13 protein-coding genes are annotated in these 15388 nt (G+C 61.9%); 6 read left to right on the top strand and 7 right to left on the bottom strand.

Going from position 1 to position 15388, the window contains the following annotated elements:
* Positions 1 to 8: 8 nt before the first annotated feature.
* The 4 genes from PDR5_RS02070 to PDR5_RS02055 are packed head-to-tail and all read right to left on the bottom strand — an operon-like array spanning position 9 to position 2780.
* Complete coding sequence (locus PDR5_RS02070; RefSeq protein ID WP_039766425.1) at positions 9 to 533, bottom strand: pilus assembly protein PilP; 525 nt, start codon at positions 531 to 533, stop codon at positions 9 to 11.
* Positions 530 to 1153, bottom strand: a complete 624-nt coding sequence (gene pilO / locus PDR5_RS02065; RefSeq protein WP_064592905.1) for a type 4a pilus biogenesis protein PilO — start codon at positions 1151 to 1153, stop codon at positions 530 to 532. The genes PDR5_RS02070 and pilO overlap by 4 nt, the downstream gene beginning before the upstream one ends.
* A complete protein-coding gene (locus PDR5_RS02060; RefSeq protein WP_064592903.1) occupies positions 1150 to 1716 on the bottom strand; it encodes a PilN domain-containing protein in 567 nt (188 codons plus the stop codon). The genes pilO and PDR5_RS02060 overlap by 4 nt, the downstream gene beginning before the upstream one ends.
* Positions 1716 to 2780 carry a pilus assembly protein PilM gene (locus PDR5_RS02055; protein ID WP_064592901.1) on the bottom strand — a complete coding sequence of 355 codons (1065 nt, stop codon included), beginning with the start codon at positions 2778 to 2780 and terminating at the stop codon, positions 1716 to 1718. Before PDR5_RS02055 ends, PDR5_RS02060 begins: the two co-directional genes overlap by 1 nt.
* Before the next feature lie 220 nt (positions 2781 to 3000).
* On the opposite strand from PDR5_RS02055, the gene PDR5_RS02050 reads away from it, so the two are divergent.
* Together PDR5_RS02050 and PDR5_RS02045 are read left to right on the top strand one after the other, a co-directional pair.
* A complete protein-coding gene (locus PDR5_RS02050; protein WP_371857896.1) occupies positions 3001 to 5445 on the top strand; it encodes a penicillin-binding protein 1A in 2445 nt (814 codons plus the stop codon).
* A 344-nt stretch (positions 5446 to 5789) separates the two neighbouring features.
* Complete coding sequence (locus tag PDR5_RS02045) at positions 5790 to 6941, top strand: integrase core domain-containing protein (protein WP_064592843.1); 1152 nt, start codon at positions 5790 to 5792, stop codon at positions 6939 to 6941.
* A gap of 145 nt (positions 6942 to 7086) precedes the next feature.
* On the opposite strand, the gene PDR5_RS02040 is transcribed toward PDR5_RS02045, so the two are convergent.
* The 3 genes from PDR5_RS02040 to rpmE form a co-directional block, all read right to left on the bottom strand.
* Positions 7087 to 8355, bottom strand: coding sequence for a malic enzyme-like NAD(P)-binding protein (locus PDR5_RS02040; protein ID WP_007952395.1), 1269 nt, complete (start codon positions 8353 to 8355; stop codon positions 7087 to 7089).
* 184 nt (positions 8356 to 8539) lie between these two features.
* Positions 8540 to 9322, bottom strand: a complete 783-nt coding sequence (locus PDR5_RS02035; protein WP_064592897.1) for a thermonuclease family protein — start codon at positions 9320 to 9322, stop codon at positions 8540 to 8542.
* A gap of 41 nt (positions 9323 to 9363) precedes the next feature.
* Complete coding sequence (gene rpmE, locus PDR5_RS02030; RefSeq protein WP_064592895.1) at positions 9364 to 9582, bottom strand: 50S ribosomal protein L31; 219 nt, start codon at positions 9580 to 9582, stop codon at positions 9364 to 9366.
* A 180-nt stretch (positions 9583 to 9762) separates the two neighbouring features.
* Here rpmE and PDR5_RS02025 point away from each other — a divergent pair, with 180 nt between their 5' ends.
* From PDR5_RS02025 to hslV, 4 genes are all read left to right on the top strand, one after another.
* Positions 9763 to 11982, top strand: a complete 2220-nt coding sequence (locus PDR5_RS02025) for a primosomal protein N' (RefSeq protein WP_007952400.1) — start codon at positions 9763 to 9765, stop codon at positions 11980 to 11982.
* Positions 11983 to 12192: 210 nt separating this feature from the next.
* Entirely contained in the window at positions 12193 to 13929 is a 1737-nt protein-coding gene (gene argS / locus PDR5_RS02020) for an arginine--tRNA ligase (RefSeq protein ID WP_064592893.1), read from the top strand.
* A 1-nt stretch (position 13930) separates the two neighbouring features.
* A complete protein-coding gene (locus PDR5_RS02015; RefSeq protein ID WP_007952404.1) occupies positions 13931 to 14647 on the top strand; it encodes an SPOR domain-containing protein in 717 nt (238 codons plus the stop codon).
* A 155-nt stretch (positions 14648 to 14802) separates the two neighbouring features.
* Entirely contained in the window at positions 14803 to 15333 is a 531-nt protein-coding gene (gene hslV, locus PDR5_RS02010) for an ATP-dependent protease subunit HslV (protein ID WP_003196958.1), read from the top strand.
* Positions 15334 to 15388 lie beyond the last annotated feature (55 nt).

Below are 15388 nucleotides of genomic sequence, written 5' to 3'. Positions count from 1 at the left end.
ACTTCCACTTATGAATGCTCTTTCAAAGGAATGGTGCGCGGCCGCTCAAGCCAGGCGCCCTGGCCATCGGGAACGATTTCCACCACTTCGACCTGTGAAGCGCTGATGGCGACGATGCGCCCGTCGTTGCGCCCCAGATAGTCGCCGACCTTGAGCCGATGGACGCCGCCCGCGCCTCGCAGCAGGGCGAAGGAACCGGAGGCGTTGGCAATCGTGCCGACCATTTCAAACTGCTCGATGTTGAAACCTTCGAGGTATTGCTTGACCCGGTTGGGATCGGGTTTCACGTCGCGCGAGCCATGTTTCTGCCCGGCCAGATCGACCCGCAGCTGGCGCGAAAACGGACTGCGCAGGTTGGCGGCGCTGTAGGTGAACGTCGGGTAGGAGCGGAAGGTCGGAGTCGGCTCGATCTTGCCCGGCGGACGCAGGCGCACTTCATTCATGTAGGCGTCGAGGTCGCTGAAGTCATCGCCGCCACAGCCACCGAGCACCAATAACAATGCCGACAGGGCGATAAAACGGATCGGGCTCATTTCTGCAGCCCCTTGTCGTTATAGCGGTATGTCTTGGCGAGGATGCTCATGCGCAGCTTCGGCCCGCCTTCAGGATTGGCTGGCGCCAGCTCGAAATCGTGCAGGGTGACGATGCGGGGCAGCCCGGCCACGCCACTGACGAAGGTCGCGAGGTCGTGATAGGCCCCGGTCACGGTGATCTGGATGGGCAACTCGATGTAGAACTGCTGGGTAACCTCCGGCAGCAGTTTGATCTCTTCGAACTCAAGGCCGCTGCCCAGTCCGGTGCGGGTGATGTCTTCCAGCAACCCCGGCACTTCGGTGTCACTGGGCAGTTGTCGCAACAGCACGCCGAACGAGTTTTCCATCTCTTTCATCTGCTGGGTGTACAGCTCCAGATTGGCCGCCATGCGCGCCTTGCTCGCGAACTGCTCCTTGAGGGTGATTTCCTCCTCACGTTCGAGTTCGAGCTGGTTCTCCAGGTCACTGATGAAAAAGTTATAGCCAAGCGCCAGGACCAGCACCATCAACAGCCCGCCGGCCAGGCTTTTGACCACTGGCGGCCAGGAGCCGATGTTGCTGGTGTCGAGGTCGTTGAAATCGACATTGCGCAGGCTGTCCAGCCACTCGGACGGCTTCATTGGTCGTCCTCCTCGAGCCGGGGTCGAGTCTGGCGAACGGTCAGCTGAAAGACGTTGGCCTGATCCACTTGTCCGGCAGTGGTGGCTTTCACTTCATTGAGGTTGGGCGCATCGAACCAGTCCGAAGCATCAAGATTGCGCATCAGGTCGGACACCCGATTGTTGGACTCCGCCGCGCCGCTGATCGACAGGGTCTTGCCGACCATTTTCACGTCGGTGAAATACACCCCGTCGGGCAAGGTGCGCGCCAGTTGATCGAAGATCCGCCCGCTGATCTGCCGGTTGCCCTGCAAGTCCTGGATGATGCGCATGCGCTCCACCAGTTGCTGGCGATGGGCCTTGAGGTCGCTGATCTGCTTGATCCTCTCGTCGACCACGGCGATCTGCTTGCCGATGTAGTCATTGCGCGCCACCTGCCGGGCAATGGCGCCGCTGATGATCTGATCAGCGATGAGCACCGCCCCCACCGAACCGACCACCACACCGATCAAGACCAGCAGGAAGCGTTTGCGCCGCTCCTCGCGGCGCTCCTCGCGCCAGGGTAAAAGGTTGATCCGCGCCATCAGTCGAAACTCCTGAGCGCGAGCCCGCAGGCAATCATCAGGGCCGGCGCATCGCTCGCCAAAGCCCCGGCGTTGACCTTGCTGCTCAAGGCCATGTCGGAAAACGGGTTGGCAACCTGGGTCGGGGTGTTCAGGCGCTCTTCGATCAGCCGGTCGAGGCCGGGCACCGACGCCGTGCCGCCGGCCAACAGAATGTGGTCGACAGCGTTGTACTGGCCGGAGGCAAAAAAGAACTGCAAGGAGCGCGACACCTGCTGCACCAGCGCCTCACGAAATGGCTGCAGCACCTCGCTGACGTAATCGTCCGGCAGGCCGCCCTGCTTCTTGGCAAGTCCCGCCTGTTCAAGGGTGAGGCCATAACGGCGCTGGATTTCCTCGGTCAGCTGTCGACCGCCGAACAGCTGTTCGCGGGTATAGATGATCCGGCCGTTGTGCAGGACGCTGAGGGTGGTCATGGTGGCGCCGATGTCGACCACCGCCACCGTCAACCGATCCTGGGACGCGGCCAGTTGCGTGGCCAGCAGGCCGAACGAGCGCTCCAGCGCATACGCCTCTACATCTACCACCCGCGCGGTCAGCCCGGCGAGAGCGAGCGCCGCTTCGCGGACTTCGACATTTTCCTTGCGACAGGCGGCCAGCAGTACGTTGACCCGCTCGGGGTTGCGCGGCGAAACGCCCTGGACTTCAAAGTCGATGGCGACCTCGTCCAGCGGGTAGGGAATGTATTGATCGGCCTCGATCTTGAGCTGGTTTTCCAGTTCATCGTCGGACAGCCCGGAGTCCATCTCGATGACCTTGGTGATCACCGCCGAGCCGGCCACGGCCACCGCCACGGTTTTCAACCCGGTACGCGCCTTGACCAACACCCGGGACAGCGCCTGGCCAACACCCTCGAGTTCGGCGATGTTCTTTTCGACCACGGCACTCGCCGGCAACGGCTCCACCGCATACGCCTCGACCCGGTAGCGCTCCCCCTGACGGCTCAACTCCAGCAGCTTCACCGACGTGGAGCTGATGTCGATCCCCAGTAACGTATTGGCCTTTTTATTGAAGAGTCCTAGCACTACCAATTCCCTATGACTTTCCGTGAGTTACGGACTCTGTAATGCGCATTGCGTTCCCTCGCCCCGTCTTGACAGAAGCGCAAATGACGCCCCCTGCGGAAAAGTGCTTATAATGCCCAGCGATTTTTTCCGCCTTTTACTGCCGGCGCGGGTCGTTCTGTGTGTTACCCGGAACCCTGTCGCCCAATTCATTCTTTGCCGTGGATGTCCAAAAGCCTTGATTCGTCTGCTGAAATTTTTCGGTTGGTCCATCGTCGCCGTTTTCTGCGGACTGCTTCTAGGTCTCAGCGGCGCGTTTCTTTACCTTAGTCCGGGTTTGCCATCTGTGGAGGCGCTGAGAAGCATTCAGTTGCAGATTCCCCTGCGGGTGTACAGCAGCGACAACAAGTTGATCGCAGAATTTGGCGAAATGCGCCGCACACCGATCCGTTTCGCCGACATTCCCCCCAATTTCATCAATGCGTTACTAAGTGCTGAAGACGACAACTTCGCCAACCACTATGGCGTCGATCCGAGCAGCCTGATGCGTGCCGCGACCCAATTGGTCAAGAGCGGTCACATCCAGTCCGGCGGCAGCACCATCACCATGCAGGTGGCGAAGAACTTCTTCCTGACCAGCGAACGCAGCTTCTCGCGCAAGACCACGGAAATCCTTCTGGCCCTGCAGATCGAACGCCAGCTGACCAAGGACGAGATCCTTGAGCTGTACGTGAACAAGATCTATCTGGGCAACCGCGCCTACGGCATCGAGGCGGCGGCGCAGGTGTATTACGGCAAGTCGATCCGCGAAGTCAGCCTGGCGCAGATGGCGATGATCGCCGGCCTGCCGAAAGCCCCGTCGCGTTTCAACCCGCTGGCCAACCCGGCGCGCAGCAAGGAGCGTCGCGACTGGATCCTCGGCCGCATGTACAAGCTCGGCAAGATCACCGAGGCCGACTACACCGCTGCGATCAACGAACCGCTGAACGCCAGTTATCACGTGCCGACCCCGGAAGTGAACGCGCCGTACATCGCCGAGATGGCTCGCGCGGAAATGGTCGGCCGCTACGGCAGCGACGCCTATACCGAAGGTTTCCGCGTCACCACCACGGTGCCGAGCAACCTCCAGGAAATGGCCAACACCGCGCTGCACGAAGGTCTGATGACCTACGACCAGCGTCACGGCTACCGTGGCCCTGAATCGCGTCTGCCGGGCAAGACCCGCGAAGCCTGGGCCACCGAACTGACCAAGCAACGCACCATCAGCAGCCTTGAGCCGGCCATCGTCACCCAGGTCGACAAAAATGGCCTGCAAGTGCTGACCCGCACCGGCGAAGAGCACGTGGCGTGGGACACCATGAAATGGGCGCGACCGTTCCTCAATACCAACAGTATGGGTGCCGCGCCGCGTCAGCCGTCGGATGTGGCACAGATCGGCGATCTGATTCGCGTGCAGCGCCAGCCGAACAATTCGCTGAAGTTCAGCCAGATTCCACAGGCGCAGGGCGCACTGGTGTCGCTGGATCCACAGAACGGCGCGATCCGCTCGCTGGTCGGCGGCTTCGCCTTCGAGCAGAGCAACTACAACCGTGCGATGCAGGCCAAGCGTCAGCCGGGCTCGAGCTTCAAGCCGTTCGTCTACAGCGCCGCACTGGATAACGGCTACACTGCCGCCAGCCTGGTCAACGACGCGCCGATCGTGTTCGTCGACGAGTACCTGGACAAGGTCTGGCGTCCGAAGAACGACACCAACACCTTCCTCGGCCCGATCCGTCTGCGTGAGGCGCTGTACAAGTCGCGCAACCTGGTGTCGATCCGCCTGTTGCAGGCGATGGGCGTGGGCAAGACCATCGATTACATCACCCGCTTCGGCTTCAACAAGCAGGACCTGCCGCCAAACCTGTCTCTGGCGCTGGGCACCGCGACCCTGACTCCGATGGAGATCGCCACCGGCTGGAGCACCTTCGCCAACGGCGGCTACAAGATCACTCCGTACATCATCGACAAGATCGAAAGCCGCAATGGCGACACGCTGTTCGTCGCCAACCCGCCGACCGTACCGCAGGGCGGCGCGGCCACCGACGGTATCGCGGCACCGGCAACGCAATCGATCACCGTCGACGCAGCGCCGGTTCCAGGGGAGGCGCCAGGCAACGCCGCTGTACCGCAAGCCCCCGCAGTTGCCGAGCGCATCGTCGATGGCCGTACTACTTACATCCTCAACAGCATGTTGCAGGACGTGATCAAGCTCGGCACCGGCCGTCGCGCACTGGCCCTGGGCCGCAGCGACATCGCCGGCAAGACCGGTACCACCAACGAATCCAAGGATGCGTGGTTCTCCGGCTACAACGCCGACTACGTGACCACCGTGTGGACCGGTTTCGACCAGCCGGAAAGCCTCGGTCGCCGGGAGTTCGGCGGCACTGTGGCACTGCCGATCTGGATGAACTACATGGCCGCCGCGCTCAAGGACAAGCCACCGCATGTCCAGCCGGAGCCGGAAGGCATCCTCAGCCTGCGGGTGGATCCGGTCAGCGGTCGCGCGGCATCGCCGAGCACGCCGGGCGCCTATTTCGAGCTGTTCAAGGCCGAAGACACGCCTCCGTCGGTCAACGAGATCGGCAATGGCACCGTGCCGGGCAGTCCGCTGCCGGCGGATGAACAGGCGCCGATCGATTTGTTCTGATCCGCAACTGCCAAAAAGCCCCGCCTTCGTGAGAAGTGCGGGGCTTTTTGTTTTCTGTCGTACGGAGAATGGCATTTCACATCAAGAGCGGCCCTCACCCTAGCCCTCTCCCAGGGGGAGAGGGAACCGACCGAGGTGTCTGGCGCTGTACGTCGACCTGAATAACCGAGTCGATTATGGATTCACAGCAAGGCCTTCACGTCGGCGTACCTCTCAAGCATCCCACGGTCAGTCCCCTCTCCCCCTGGGAGAGGGTTAGGGTGGGTAAAGACCGGGTACATCCTTTACGTTTGAGACCGGGGACATGGTTTACAGGTATCAATCATGGTCAGGAGGTGCTGACCATGCCCTGGAATCAAGAGTCCCCGATGGATCAACGAGTGAAATTAGTCAGTGACTGGCTCAGTGGCAGCTACACCAAGAGCCAATTGAGCCGGCGTTATGGGGTCAGCCGGCCAACCGTCGATAAATGGCTGGATCGGTATGCAGCGCTCGGTGTGGATGGCTTGAAAGAGCAATCCCGCAAGCCTTTGAACTGCCCTCATCAAACCCCGGATGAAATCATCGCCACATTGCTGGCCAGGAAAAACGAGCATCCCGATCGAGGCCCCAAACAGATCATTGATCGCCTGCGAAAGTCCGATCCACAGATCCCATGGCCGGCCGCGAGCACTGCTGGTGAGTGGTTGAAGAAGGCTGGCTTGGTCATTGCGCGGCGCCCTTATCCTTTGCGCCCGCGTGCTCCGACGCATTTACGCCCGGCCGATGAACCCAACCAGACCTGGTGTGCCGACTTCAAAGGGCAGTTCAGGATGCAGGACGGCAATTGGTGCTATCCGCTGACCATTACCGATCAGATGAGTCGCTATCTGCTGCTCTGCCGGGCGCTGCCCGGCACGCACAGCGAGCCGACGCGACAGGGATTCGAATGGGCTTTCCGGGAGTTTGGATTGCCGGACGTAATCCGCACAGATAACGGGGCGCCTTTCGCATCGACCGGTTTGTCGCGGCTGTCGAAGCTGTCCGTCTGGTTCATCAGGCATGGCATCCATATCGAGACAATCACACCAGGGCGTCCTGACCAGAACGGTCGACACGAACGGATGCACCGCACCCTCAAAGCAGCGGTACTGCGAACACCGGCGGAAAATCTCGTACGCCAACAGCTGGCCTTTGAAGAGTTCGTTCAGGACTTCAACCATGATCGACCACACACCGCACTGGGCATGAAACCGCCGGCTTCCGTCTACAGACCTTCGTTGCGCCCGTATCCGGGCTACTTGCCCGCGGTCGAATATGGCCCTGAGGTTGAGGTACGCAAGGTTCGCTCGAACGGCGAGTTCAAGTGGAAGGGGCAACGAATGTTTTTGGGCGAGGCGCTGATCGGCGAGGACATCGCGCTGAAGGAAGTGGCTGATGACGTGTGGGAGCTGTACCTTTGCAACTTCTGTTTAGGCAGGCTTGAGCGCGGTGCCAACCGCGTATCAAGCCTGTAAAAGGTGTAAACGATGTCCCCGGTCTAATGTGTAAAGGATGTACCGGTCTCTACAGTGAGGGCCGCCCTTGAAGCCGGAACGCATTTTCACGACCAAAAAAAACCCCGCTTAAAAAGCGGGGCTCTTCATGAAGCGCTACAACGACTTAGCCGTTGAACACGTCATCCACGCTTTTCAGCGGGTAGTTCTTCGGATACGGCAGGGTCGCCACACCGGTCTCGATCGCAGCCTTGGCCACGGCGTCGGAGATCACGGTGATCAGGCGCTTGTCCATTGGCTTCGGAATGATGTACTCACGACCGAATTCCAGGGAGATACCGCCGTAGGCGTCGCAGACTTCCTGAGGGACCGGCAGCTTGGCCAGTTCGCGCAGGGCGTTGGCGGCAGCGATCTTCATTTCTTCGTTGATGCGCTTGGCGCGAACGTCCAGGGCACCACGGAAGATGAACGGGAAGCCCAGTACGTTGTTGACCTGGTTCGGGTAGTCCGAACGGCCGGTGGCCATGATCACGTCGTTACGGGTGGCGTGAGCCAGTTCCGGGGAGATTTCCGGATCAGGGTTGGAGCAGGCGAAGACGATCGGGTTGGCGGCCATGCGCTTGAGTTGCTCGGCGCTCAGCAGGTTCGGGCCCGACAGGCCGACGAATACGTCAGCGCCTTCGATGGCGTCGTCCAGGGTGCGCTTCTCGGTAGGGTGAGCGAACACAGCCTTGTACTGGTTCAGGTCGTCACGGCCAGCGTGGATCACGCCAGTACGGTCAACCATGAAGATGTTCTCGACCTTGGCGCCCATGCTCACCAGCAATTTCATGCAGGAGATGGCGGCTGCGCCAGCGCCCAGGCAGACGATCTTGGCGTCGGCCAGGGTTTTGCCAGCGATTTCCAGGGCGTTGATCATGCCCGCAGCGGTCACGATCGCGGTGCCGTGCTGGTCATCGTGGAATACCGGAATGTCGCACTGCTCGATCAGAGCGCGTTCGATCTCAAAGCACTCGGGCGCCTTGATGTCTTCCAGGTTGATGCCACCGAAGGTGATGGAAATGCGTTTTACGGTGTCGATGAAGGCTTGCGGGCTTTCGGAGTCGACTTCGATGTCGAAGACGTCGATACCGGCGAAGCGCTTGAACAGCACGCCTTTACCTTCCATCACTGGCTTGGAGGCCAGTGGGCCGAGGTTACCCAGGCCCAGAATCGCGGTGCCATCGGAAATGACTGCAACCAGGTTGCCCTTGCCGGTGTACTTGTAGGCCAGTTCAGGATCGCGGGCGATCTCGCGCACTGGTTCAGCTACGCCGGGGCTGTAGGCCAGCGACAGGTCGCGGGCGGTAGCAGTGGCCTTGGTGAGCTCGACACTCAGCTTTCCTGGACGAGGATTGGCATGATATTCGAGAGCGGCAGTTTTCAGATCAGACATTTTGGCATTCCGCTTTTTACTGTTGGACAGACTGGTCAGCGAGGATACGCGCCTCGCAAAGTCCCCACAAGACTGCCCGGTCACCCCTGTCAAGCGCCCTGCCCTAAGACTTTGGGCCAAGAGCCACGGCGCACAAGGGCTGGACTGTTCACAATCGACAGAAAAAATGTCTACAATTTTTTCTTCAGCGGGACGACTGGAGCATCGAAGGATCGGTCAGCGGCAACAGCCAGCGCGCCTGACCTGATTTCAATCCACCACGCCGAGAACGGTCGACCACCCAGCCACGGGCCTCGATCTGTCTGCCATTCAGCGCCTGCAGAGAAGCGGCGTCGAAGCGATCCAGCAGATTGGGTGCAACGCGCAGTACAAGCTTGTCCTGCAACTCGATCCAGATTCCACCGCGATTGCGCTGAACCTTGCTCACACGACCGCTGACCACCGCGAAACCCGAGCGCTCGATCTGCTCCGCTTTCAGTACAGGCGAGCGCTTCCAAAGACCGAGCCCGGCCTGTCGCGCGCGGCGTTCGGCAGCTTGCTGGCAATCGACCAGCTCGACATTCGGCGCCACCGCGACCTGGAAACCGAGGCCATCGGCGAGCATTTGCGCTTCGAGATTCTCACCCTTGGCGCTGAAAACATGGGCCAGGGTCCGGCCGTAATGGTCTTTGGACTGGGCGCCAAGGCGCAGGCCAACCCGCCCGTCGCTTTCGGAGACCAGGGCTTCGAGACGCTTGCGCGCGGCCACTGCAAACGGCTCGTCGCTGCGGCCCTGCTTGCCGAGCTCGGGCGTATTGAGGCCGATCATCCGCACATTGCGCCCGTCGCTCAGGCGCAGGGTGTCGCCGTCGACCACACGCTGCACCGTGGCGCTGTCCAGCCCTACAGGTGCCGGGCAGAAGGCCTGGGCGGCGGAGAGCCAAATCGCGGACACAAAAAAGGCGCCCGCAAGGGACGCCTTTTTCATCAGACCGGAAAAGCCGCTGAGGTTTTCCAGAATGAAGGGCCTTAGGCCTTTTTCGCGCCGAAAGCACCGAAACGGTCGGCGAACTTCTGAACGCGACCACCGGTGTCCAGAGTCTTCTGCTTACCGGTGTAGAACGGGTGGCACTCGTTGCAAACGTCGATCGACAAGGCTTTGCCGAAGGTCGAACGGGTTTCGAACTTGTTGCCGCAGCTGCAAGTTACTGCAACTTCTGGGTAATTCGGGTGGATATCGGCTTTCATGGTGTTTTCCTCAGCTGGCGTGCCGCCATCCAACACGATTGTTGAATACCGCACGTAATTAGGCCGCGGATTCTACCAGACAATCCCGATCACGCAAGCTGTCACTGAGACCGACCGTCTGCTAGGCTCCCGGCCCAAACATCATCCCCGCTGCTTGTTAGCTTCTTATCGAGATCCCGCGTGCCCGACGCCATTCTGCGCCTCGCCCTGCCTTCGCCCCTGCGCCGCCTGTTCGACTATCGGGCCCCGGCCGGCGTGCTGCGTTCGCAGTTGCAACCGGGCATGCGCCTGCGAGTGCCGTTCGGCCGACGGGAGATGATCGGGATTCTGGTGGAAGTCACTGACACCAGTGAAGTGCCGGTGGAAAAGCTCAAACCGGCGCTGGCCCTGCTCGACGCCACCGCACCGCTGCCGCCGGCGCTGTTCAAGCTGTGCCTGTGGACCGCCCAGTATTATCAGCACAGCCTCGGCGACACCCTGAGCTGGGCGTTGCCAGTGCTGCTGCGTCAGGGCGAATTGGCCGAGGCTCGTCAGGAGCGCTTCTGGTCCGCCGCTCCCGGCGCCAGCCTCGATGACCCGCGCATCGCCCGCGCCCCGCGCCAGCGTGAAGCCCTGGCGACGCTGGCCCAGCATCCCCACGGCGTCGCCCATCAGTTGCTGAGCAAACTGATGCTGAGCAAGGACAGCCTCGATCTGTTGCTGGCCAAGGATCTGGTGCAGGTCGAAGTGCGCCGTCACGCCCCCGGCGCGCGCCATGAGCACTGGCTGGCCCAACCCGAGCTGCCGCTCAACAGCGAACAGCGCGCCGCGTATGAGGCAATTCGCGCCGGGTTCGACAGTTATCATGCGTTCTTGCTGGCCGGGGTCACCGGCAGCGGCAAGACCGAAGTCTATTTGCAGTTGATCCGCGAAACCCTCGAGGCCGGCAAACAGGCGCTGGTGCTGATCCCGGAGATCAACCTCGGCCCGCAGACCCTGGCCCGTTTCGAACAACGCTTCAATGCGCGCATCGCCCTGTTGCACTCGGCGGTCAACGATCGTGATCGTCTGGATGCCTGGCTCGCCGCCCGTGACGGCGAGGCCGACATTATTATCGGCACCCGCTCGGCGCTGTTCACCCCGATGAAGAATCCGGGGCTGATCATCATCGATGAAGAACACGACGGCTCCTATAAACAGCAGGAAGGCCTGCGCTACCACGCGCGGGATCTGGCGCTGGTGCGGGCGCGGCAGGAAAACATCCCGATCGTGCTCGGTTCCGCGACGCCATCCCTGGAAAGCCTGCACAACGCCTACACCGGTCGCTACGGACTCCTGCGACTGAACGAGCGGGCCGGTGGCGCCAAGCAGCCACGCTTCCTGCGCCTGGATGTGAAAAGTCGTCCCCTGGACAGCGGCATTTCCGGGCCGATGCAGCAGGCCATCGGCCAGACCCTCGCCGCCGGCCAGCAGGTATTGGTGTTCCTCAACCGCCGGGGGTTTGCCCCGACGCTGCTGTGCCACGACTGCGGCTGGATGTCCGAGTGCCAGCGCTGCGATGCGCGGATGACCGTGCACCAGCGTTACGGCGAACTGCGCTGCCACCACTGCGGTTACGTCGAGCGCGTGCCGCGCCAGTGCCCGAAGTGCAACAAGGTCGATCTGCGCCCCGTGGGCGCCGGCACCGAGCGGGCCGAAGAACGGCTGGCAATTCTGTTCCCGGACTATCCGGTGTTGCGCGTCGACCGTGACAGCACGTCACGCAAGGATGCGATGAATCAGTTGTTCGCCACGATCCAGAAAGGCCAGCCGTGCATTCTGGTCGGCACCCAGATGTTGGCCAAGGGACACCACTTCCCTCGGGTGACGCTGGTGTCGATCCTCGATGCCGACGGTGGGCTGTTCTCCGGCGACTTCCGCGCCAGCGAGCGCATGGCGCAACTGATCGTGCAGGTCGCCGGCCGCGCCGGGCGGGCGGAAGAACCGGGCAAGGTGATCATCCAGACGCATCTGGCCGACCATCCTTTATTGGTGCAACTGACCGAGCAGGGTTACTTCGCCTTCGCCGAGCAGGCCCTGAGCGAACGCCGCGCAGCCGGCCTGCCGCCGTTCGCCCATCTCGCCCTGCTGCGCGCCGAAGCGCACAAGCCGGGGCAGGCCGAAGGCTTTCTTGATGAAGCCTGCAGCGAGGCCGAGCGTTTGCTGGCCGAACAGAATCTGACCGGCATTGAACTGCTGGGGCCGGTGCCGGCGCCGATGGAACGCCGGGCCGGGCGCTTCCGCGCGCAGCTGCTGTTGCAGGCCACGGCCCGGGCGCCGCTGCACCGATTGCTGGCGAGCTGGCTGCTGGTGCTGGAACAGATGCCAAGCGGCCGGGCGGTGCGCTGGTCGCTGGATGTCGATCCTGTCGATTTGTATTGATCTGAAGATCGCCTTCGCGAGCAGGCTCGCTCCCACAAGGACTGCGCTTTACCTGTGGGATCGAGCCTGCTCGCGAAAGCAGTCTATTTGTCACCACACATCCACATCCTGCCTGCTAAGGTTGGCAAGCCCGTCTTCGCAACGGATAATGCCCAGTTTTTCCACCCGCGCATCGATGCGCCGCCGCGCTTGCGGTCGAAAGAGAAGACCATGAAAGACACCATTCGCCAGCTGATCCAACAAGCCCTCACCCAACTCGTCAACGAAGGTGTGTTGCCTGAAGGCCTGACGCCGGCGATCCAGGTGGAAAACGCCCGGGACAAGACCCACGGCGACTTTGCCAGCAACATCGCCATGATGCTGGCCAAGCCTGCGGGCATGAAGCCACGCGATCTGGCGGAAAAAATCATCGCCGCCCTGCCGGCTGACGAAAACGTCACCAAGGCCGAAATCGCCGGCCCCGGCTTCATCAACTTCTTCCAGAACACTCAAGCGCTGGCCTCGCGCCTCGACGCCGCCCTGGCCGACGATCACATTGGCGTGCGCAAGGCCGGCCCGGCGCAACGCACCGTGGTCGATCTGTCGGCGCCGAACCTGGCCAAAGAGATGCACGTCGGCCACTTGCGCTCGACCATCATCGGCGACGGCGTGGCGCGAGTACTCGAATTCCTCGGCGATACCGTGATCCGTCAGAACCACGTCGGCGACTGGGGCACCCAGTTCGGCATGCTGATGGCGTACCTGCAGGAAAACCCGATCACCAGCGACGAGCTGTCGGACCTGGAAAACTTCTACCGCGCCGCCAAGCAGCGCTTCGACGAGTCCCCGGAGTTCGCCGACCGCGCCCGTGGCCTGGTGGTCAAGTTGCAGGCCGGCGACGCTGAATGCCTGGCGCTGTGGACCAGGTTCAAGGACATCTCGCTGTCGCACTGCCAGAAGATCTACGAACTGCTCAATGTCAAACTGACCATGGCCGACGTGATGGGCGAAAGCGCCTACAACGACGACCTGATCAACGTGGTCAACGACCTGAAAGCCGCCGGTATGCTGGTCGAAAGCAACGGCGCTCAGTGCGTGTTCCTCGACGAATTCAAGAACGCCGAAGGCGAGCCGCTGCCGGTGATCATCGTCAAGGCCGACGGCGGCTACCTGTACGCCACCACCGACCTGGCGGCTGTGCGCTACCGCAGCGGCAAATTGAAGGCCGACCGTGCGCTGTACTTCGTCGACCAGCGTCAGGCCCTGCACTTCCAGCAAGTGTTCGCCGTGGCGCGCAAGGCCGGTTTCGTCACCCATCCGATGGAAATGGAGCACATGGGCTTCGGCACCATGAACGGTGCCGACGGCCGTCCGTTCAAGACCCGTGATGGCGGCACCGTGAAGCTGATCGACCTGCTGACCGAAGCGCAGGAACGTGCCTACAGCCTGGTGAAGGAAAAGAACCCGACGCTGGCCGAAGACGAACTGCGCGCCATCGCCAAAGTAGTCGGCATCGGCGCGGTGAAATACGCCGACCTGTCGAAACACCGCACCAGCGACTACAGCTTCAACTTCGACCTGATGCTCAACTTCGAAGGCAACACCGCGCCGTACCTGCTGTACGCCTACACCCGCGTGGCCGGCGTGTTCCGCAAACTGGGCAAGGATTTCAGCGAAGTCGACGGCCAGATCGTCCTCGAAGCGGCGCACGAACAGGAACTGGCGGCGAAACTGGCGCAGTTCGGTGAAGTGCTGAACAACGTTGCGGAAAAGGGCACGCCACACACTCTCTGCACTTACCTCTACGACGTGGCCGGCCTGTTCTCCAGCTTCTACGAGAACTGCCCGATCCTCGCCGCCGACACCCCGGCACAAATGCAAAGCCGTCTGCGCCTTGCCGCGTTGACCGGCCGTACCCTCAAGCAAGGCCTGGAACTGCTCGGCCTGGAAACCCTGGAGCGCATGTAAGTTGGCTGCCAAGAAAAAACCTGCACCCAAGCGTGGCGCCAGCCGTTACCAGGCTCCAGCGAAGCAGCCGATCCCGGGCTGGCTGTGGATGGCCATCGGCCTGACGGTCGGCGCGTTCATCGTGTTCCTGATGAAGCTGGAGCCGGGCAAGGGCAGCGACACGGTCAAGCGCGAGAAGATCGAGCAACAGCAACAACAGAAAGCCAGCAAGATCGCCGAGGCCAACAAGACCCCGCCGAGCCCGACGCAACCGGTGAAGCCGAAGTACGACTTCTACACCCTGCTGCCGGAATCGGAAGTGATCGTGCCGCCGGACGCGGTGCCGGAGAAAACCCTGCCGACGCCACAGGTGCCGGCCATCCCGACCACGCCAGTGACCCCGGCCGAAGCGGCGAAGATCGACACCGCACGGGCGCAGGCTGCACTGGCCGGAATCACCCCGCCGCCAGCGCCGCCGGTGACCAAGGCTGCACCGGTGACCAAGTTCTTCCTGCAGGCCGGCTCGTTCCGCAAAGAGACGGATGCCGACAAGGTACGGGCGCAGATCATTCTGCTAGGCCAGGCGGTAGCGGTTGAATCCGGGACGGTCAAGGACGAAACCTGGTATCGCGTACTGGTCGGCCCGTTCAGCAACCGCGAACAGCTGACCACCGCCCAGAAACAACTGGCGGGCGCCGGCTTCAGCAACCTGCTGTTACAACAACGCCAGAGCCGCTGACAGCTCCCCACTGATCGTTCCCACGCTCTGCGTGGGAACGATCATGCACAAATCACCGCTCGTCCCCTCTCCCGCCCCGCAGTTGAAATCCTCTCCACCACCCCCATATGAATGGGCATAAGGCATTTTCGCCCTGCAGTGTGGAGACTCTTCCCTTGACCACCATCGTTTCAGTCCGCCGCCACGGCAAAGTCGTCATGGGCGGCGACGGCCAGGTTTCTCTCGGCAACACCGTGATGAAAGGCAACGCGAAGAAAGTTCGTCGCCTGTACCACGGCGAAGTCATCGCCGGTTTCGCCGGTGCCACCGCCGACGCCTTTACCCTGTTCGAACGTTTCGAAGGCCAGCTTGAAAAACACCAGGGTCATCTGGTTCGCGCCGCCGTCGAACTCGCCAAAGAATGGCGCACCGACCGCTCCCTGAGCCGCCTCGAAGCGATGCTCGCGGTCGCCAACAAGGACGCATCCTTGATCATCACCGGCAACGGTGACGTGGTCGAACCCGAAGACGGCCTGATCGCCATGGGTTCCGGTGGCGCCTATGCGCAAGCCGCCGCCAGCGCCCTGCTGAAGAAGACCGACCTGTCGGCCCGCGAAATCGTCGAGACCGCTCTCGGCATCGCCGGCGACATCTGTGTATTCACCAACCACACCCAGACCATTGAGGAGCAGGATCTCGCTGAATGAGCCTGACGCGGCCCCTGTGCCACGGCTTGTTTCTGCTTGAGGACCGTCAATTATT

It is taken from the genome of Pseudomonas sp. DR 5-09 (assembly GCF_001655595.1).
Taxonomy (GTDB): Bacteria; Pseudomonadota; Gammaproteobacteria; order Pseudomonadales; family Pseudomonadaceae; genus Aquipseudomonas; species Aquipseudomonas pharyngis.
This window is presented reverse-complemented; position numbering and strand designations above follow the sequence as displayed.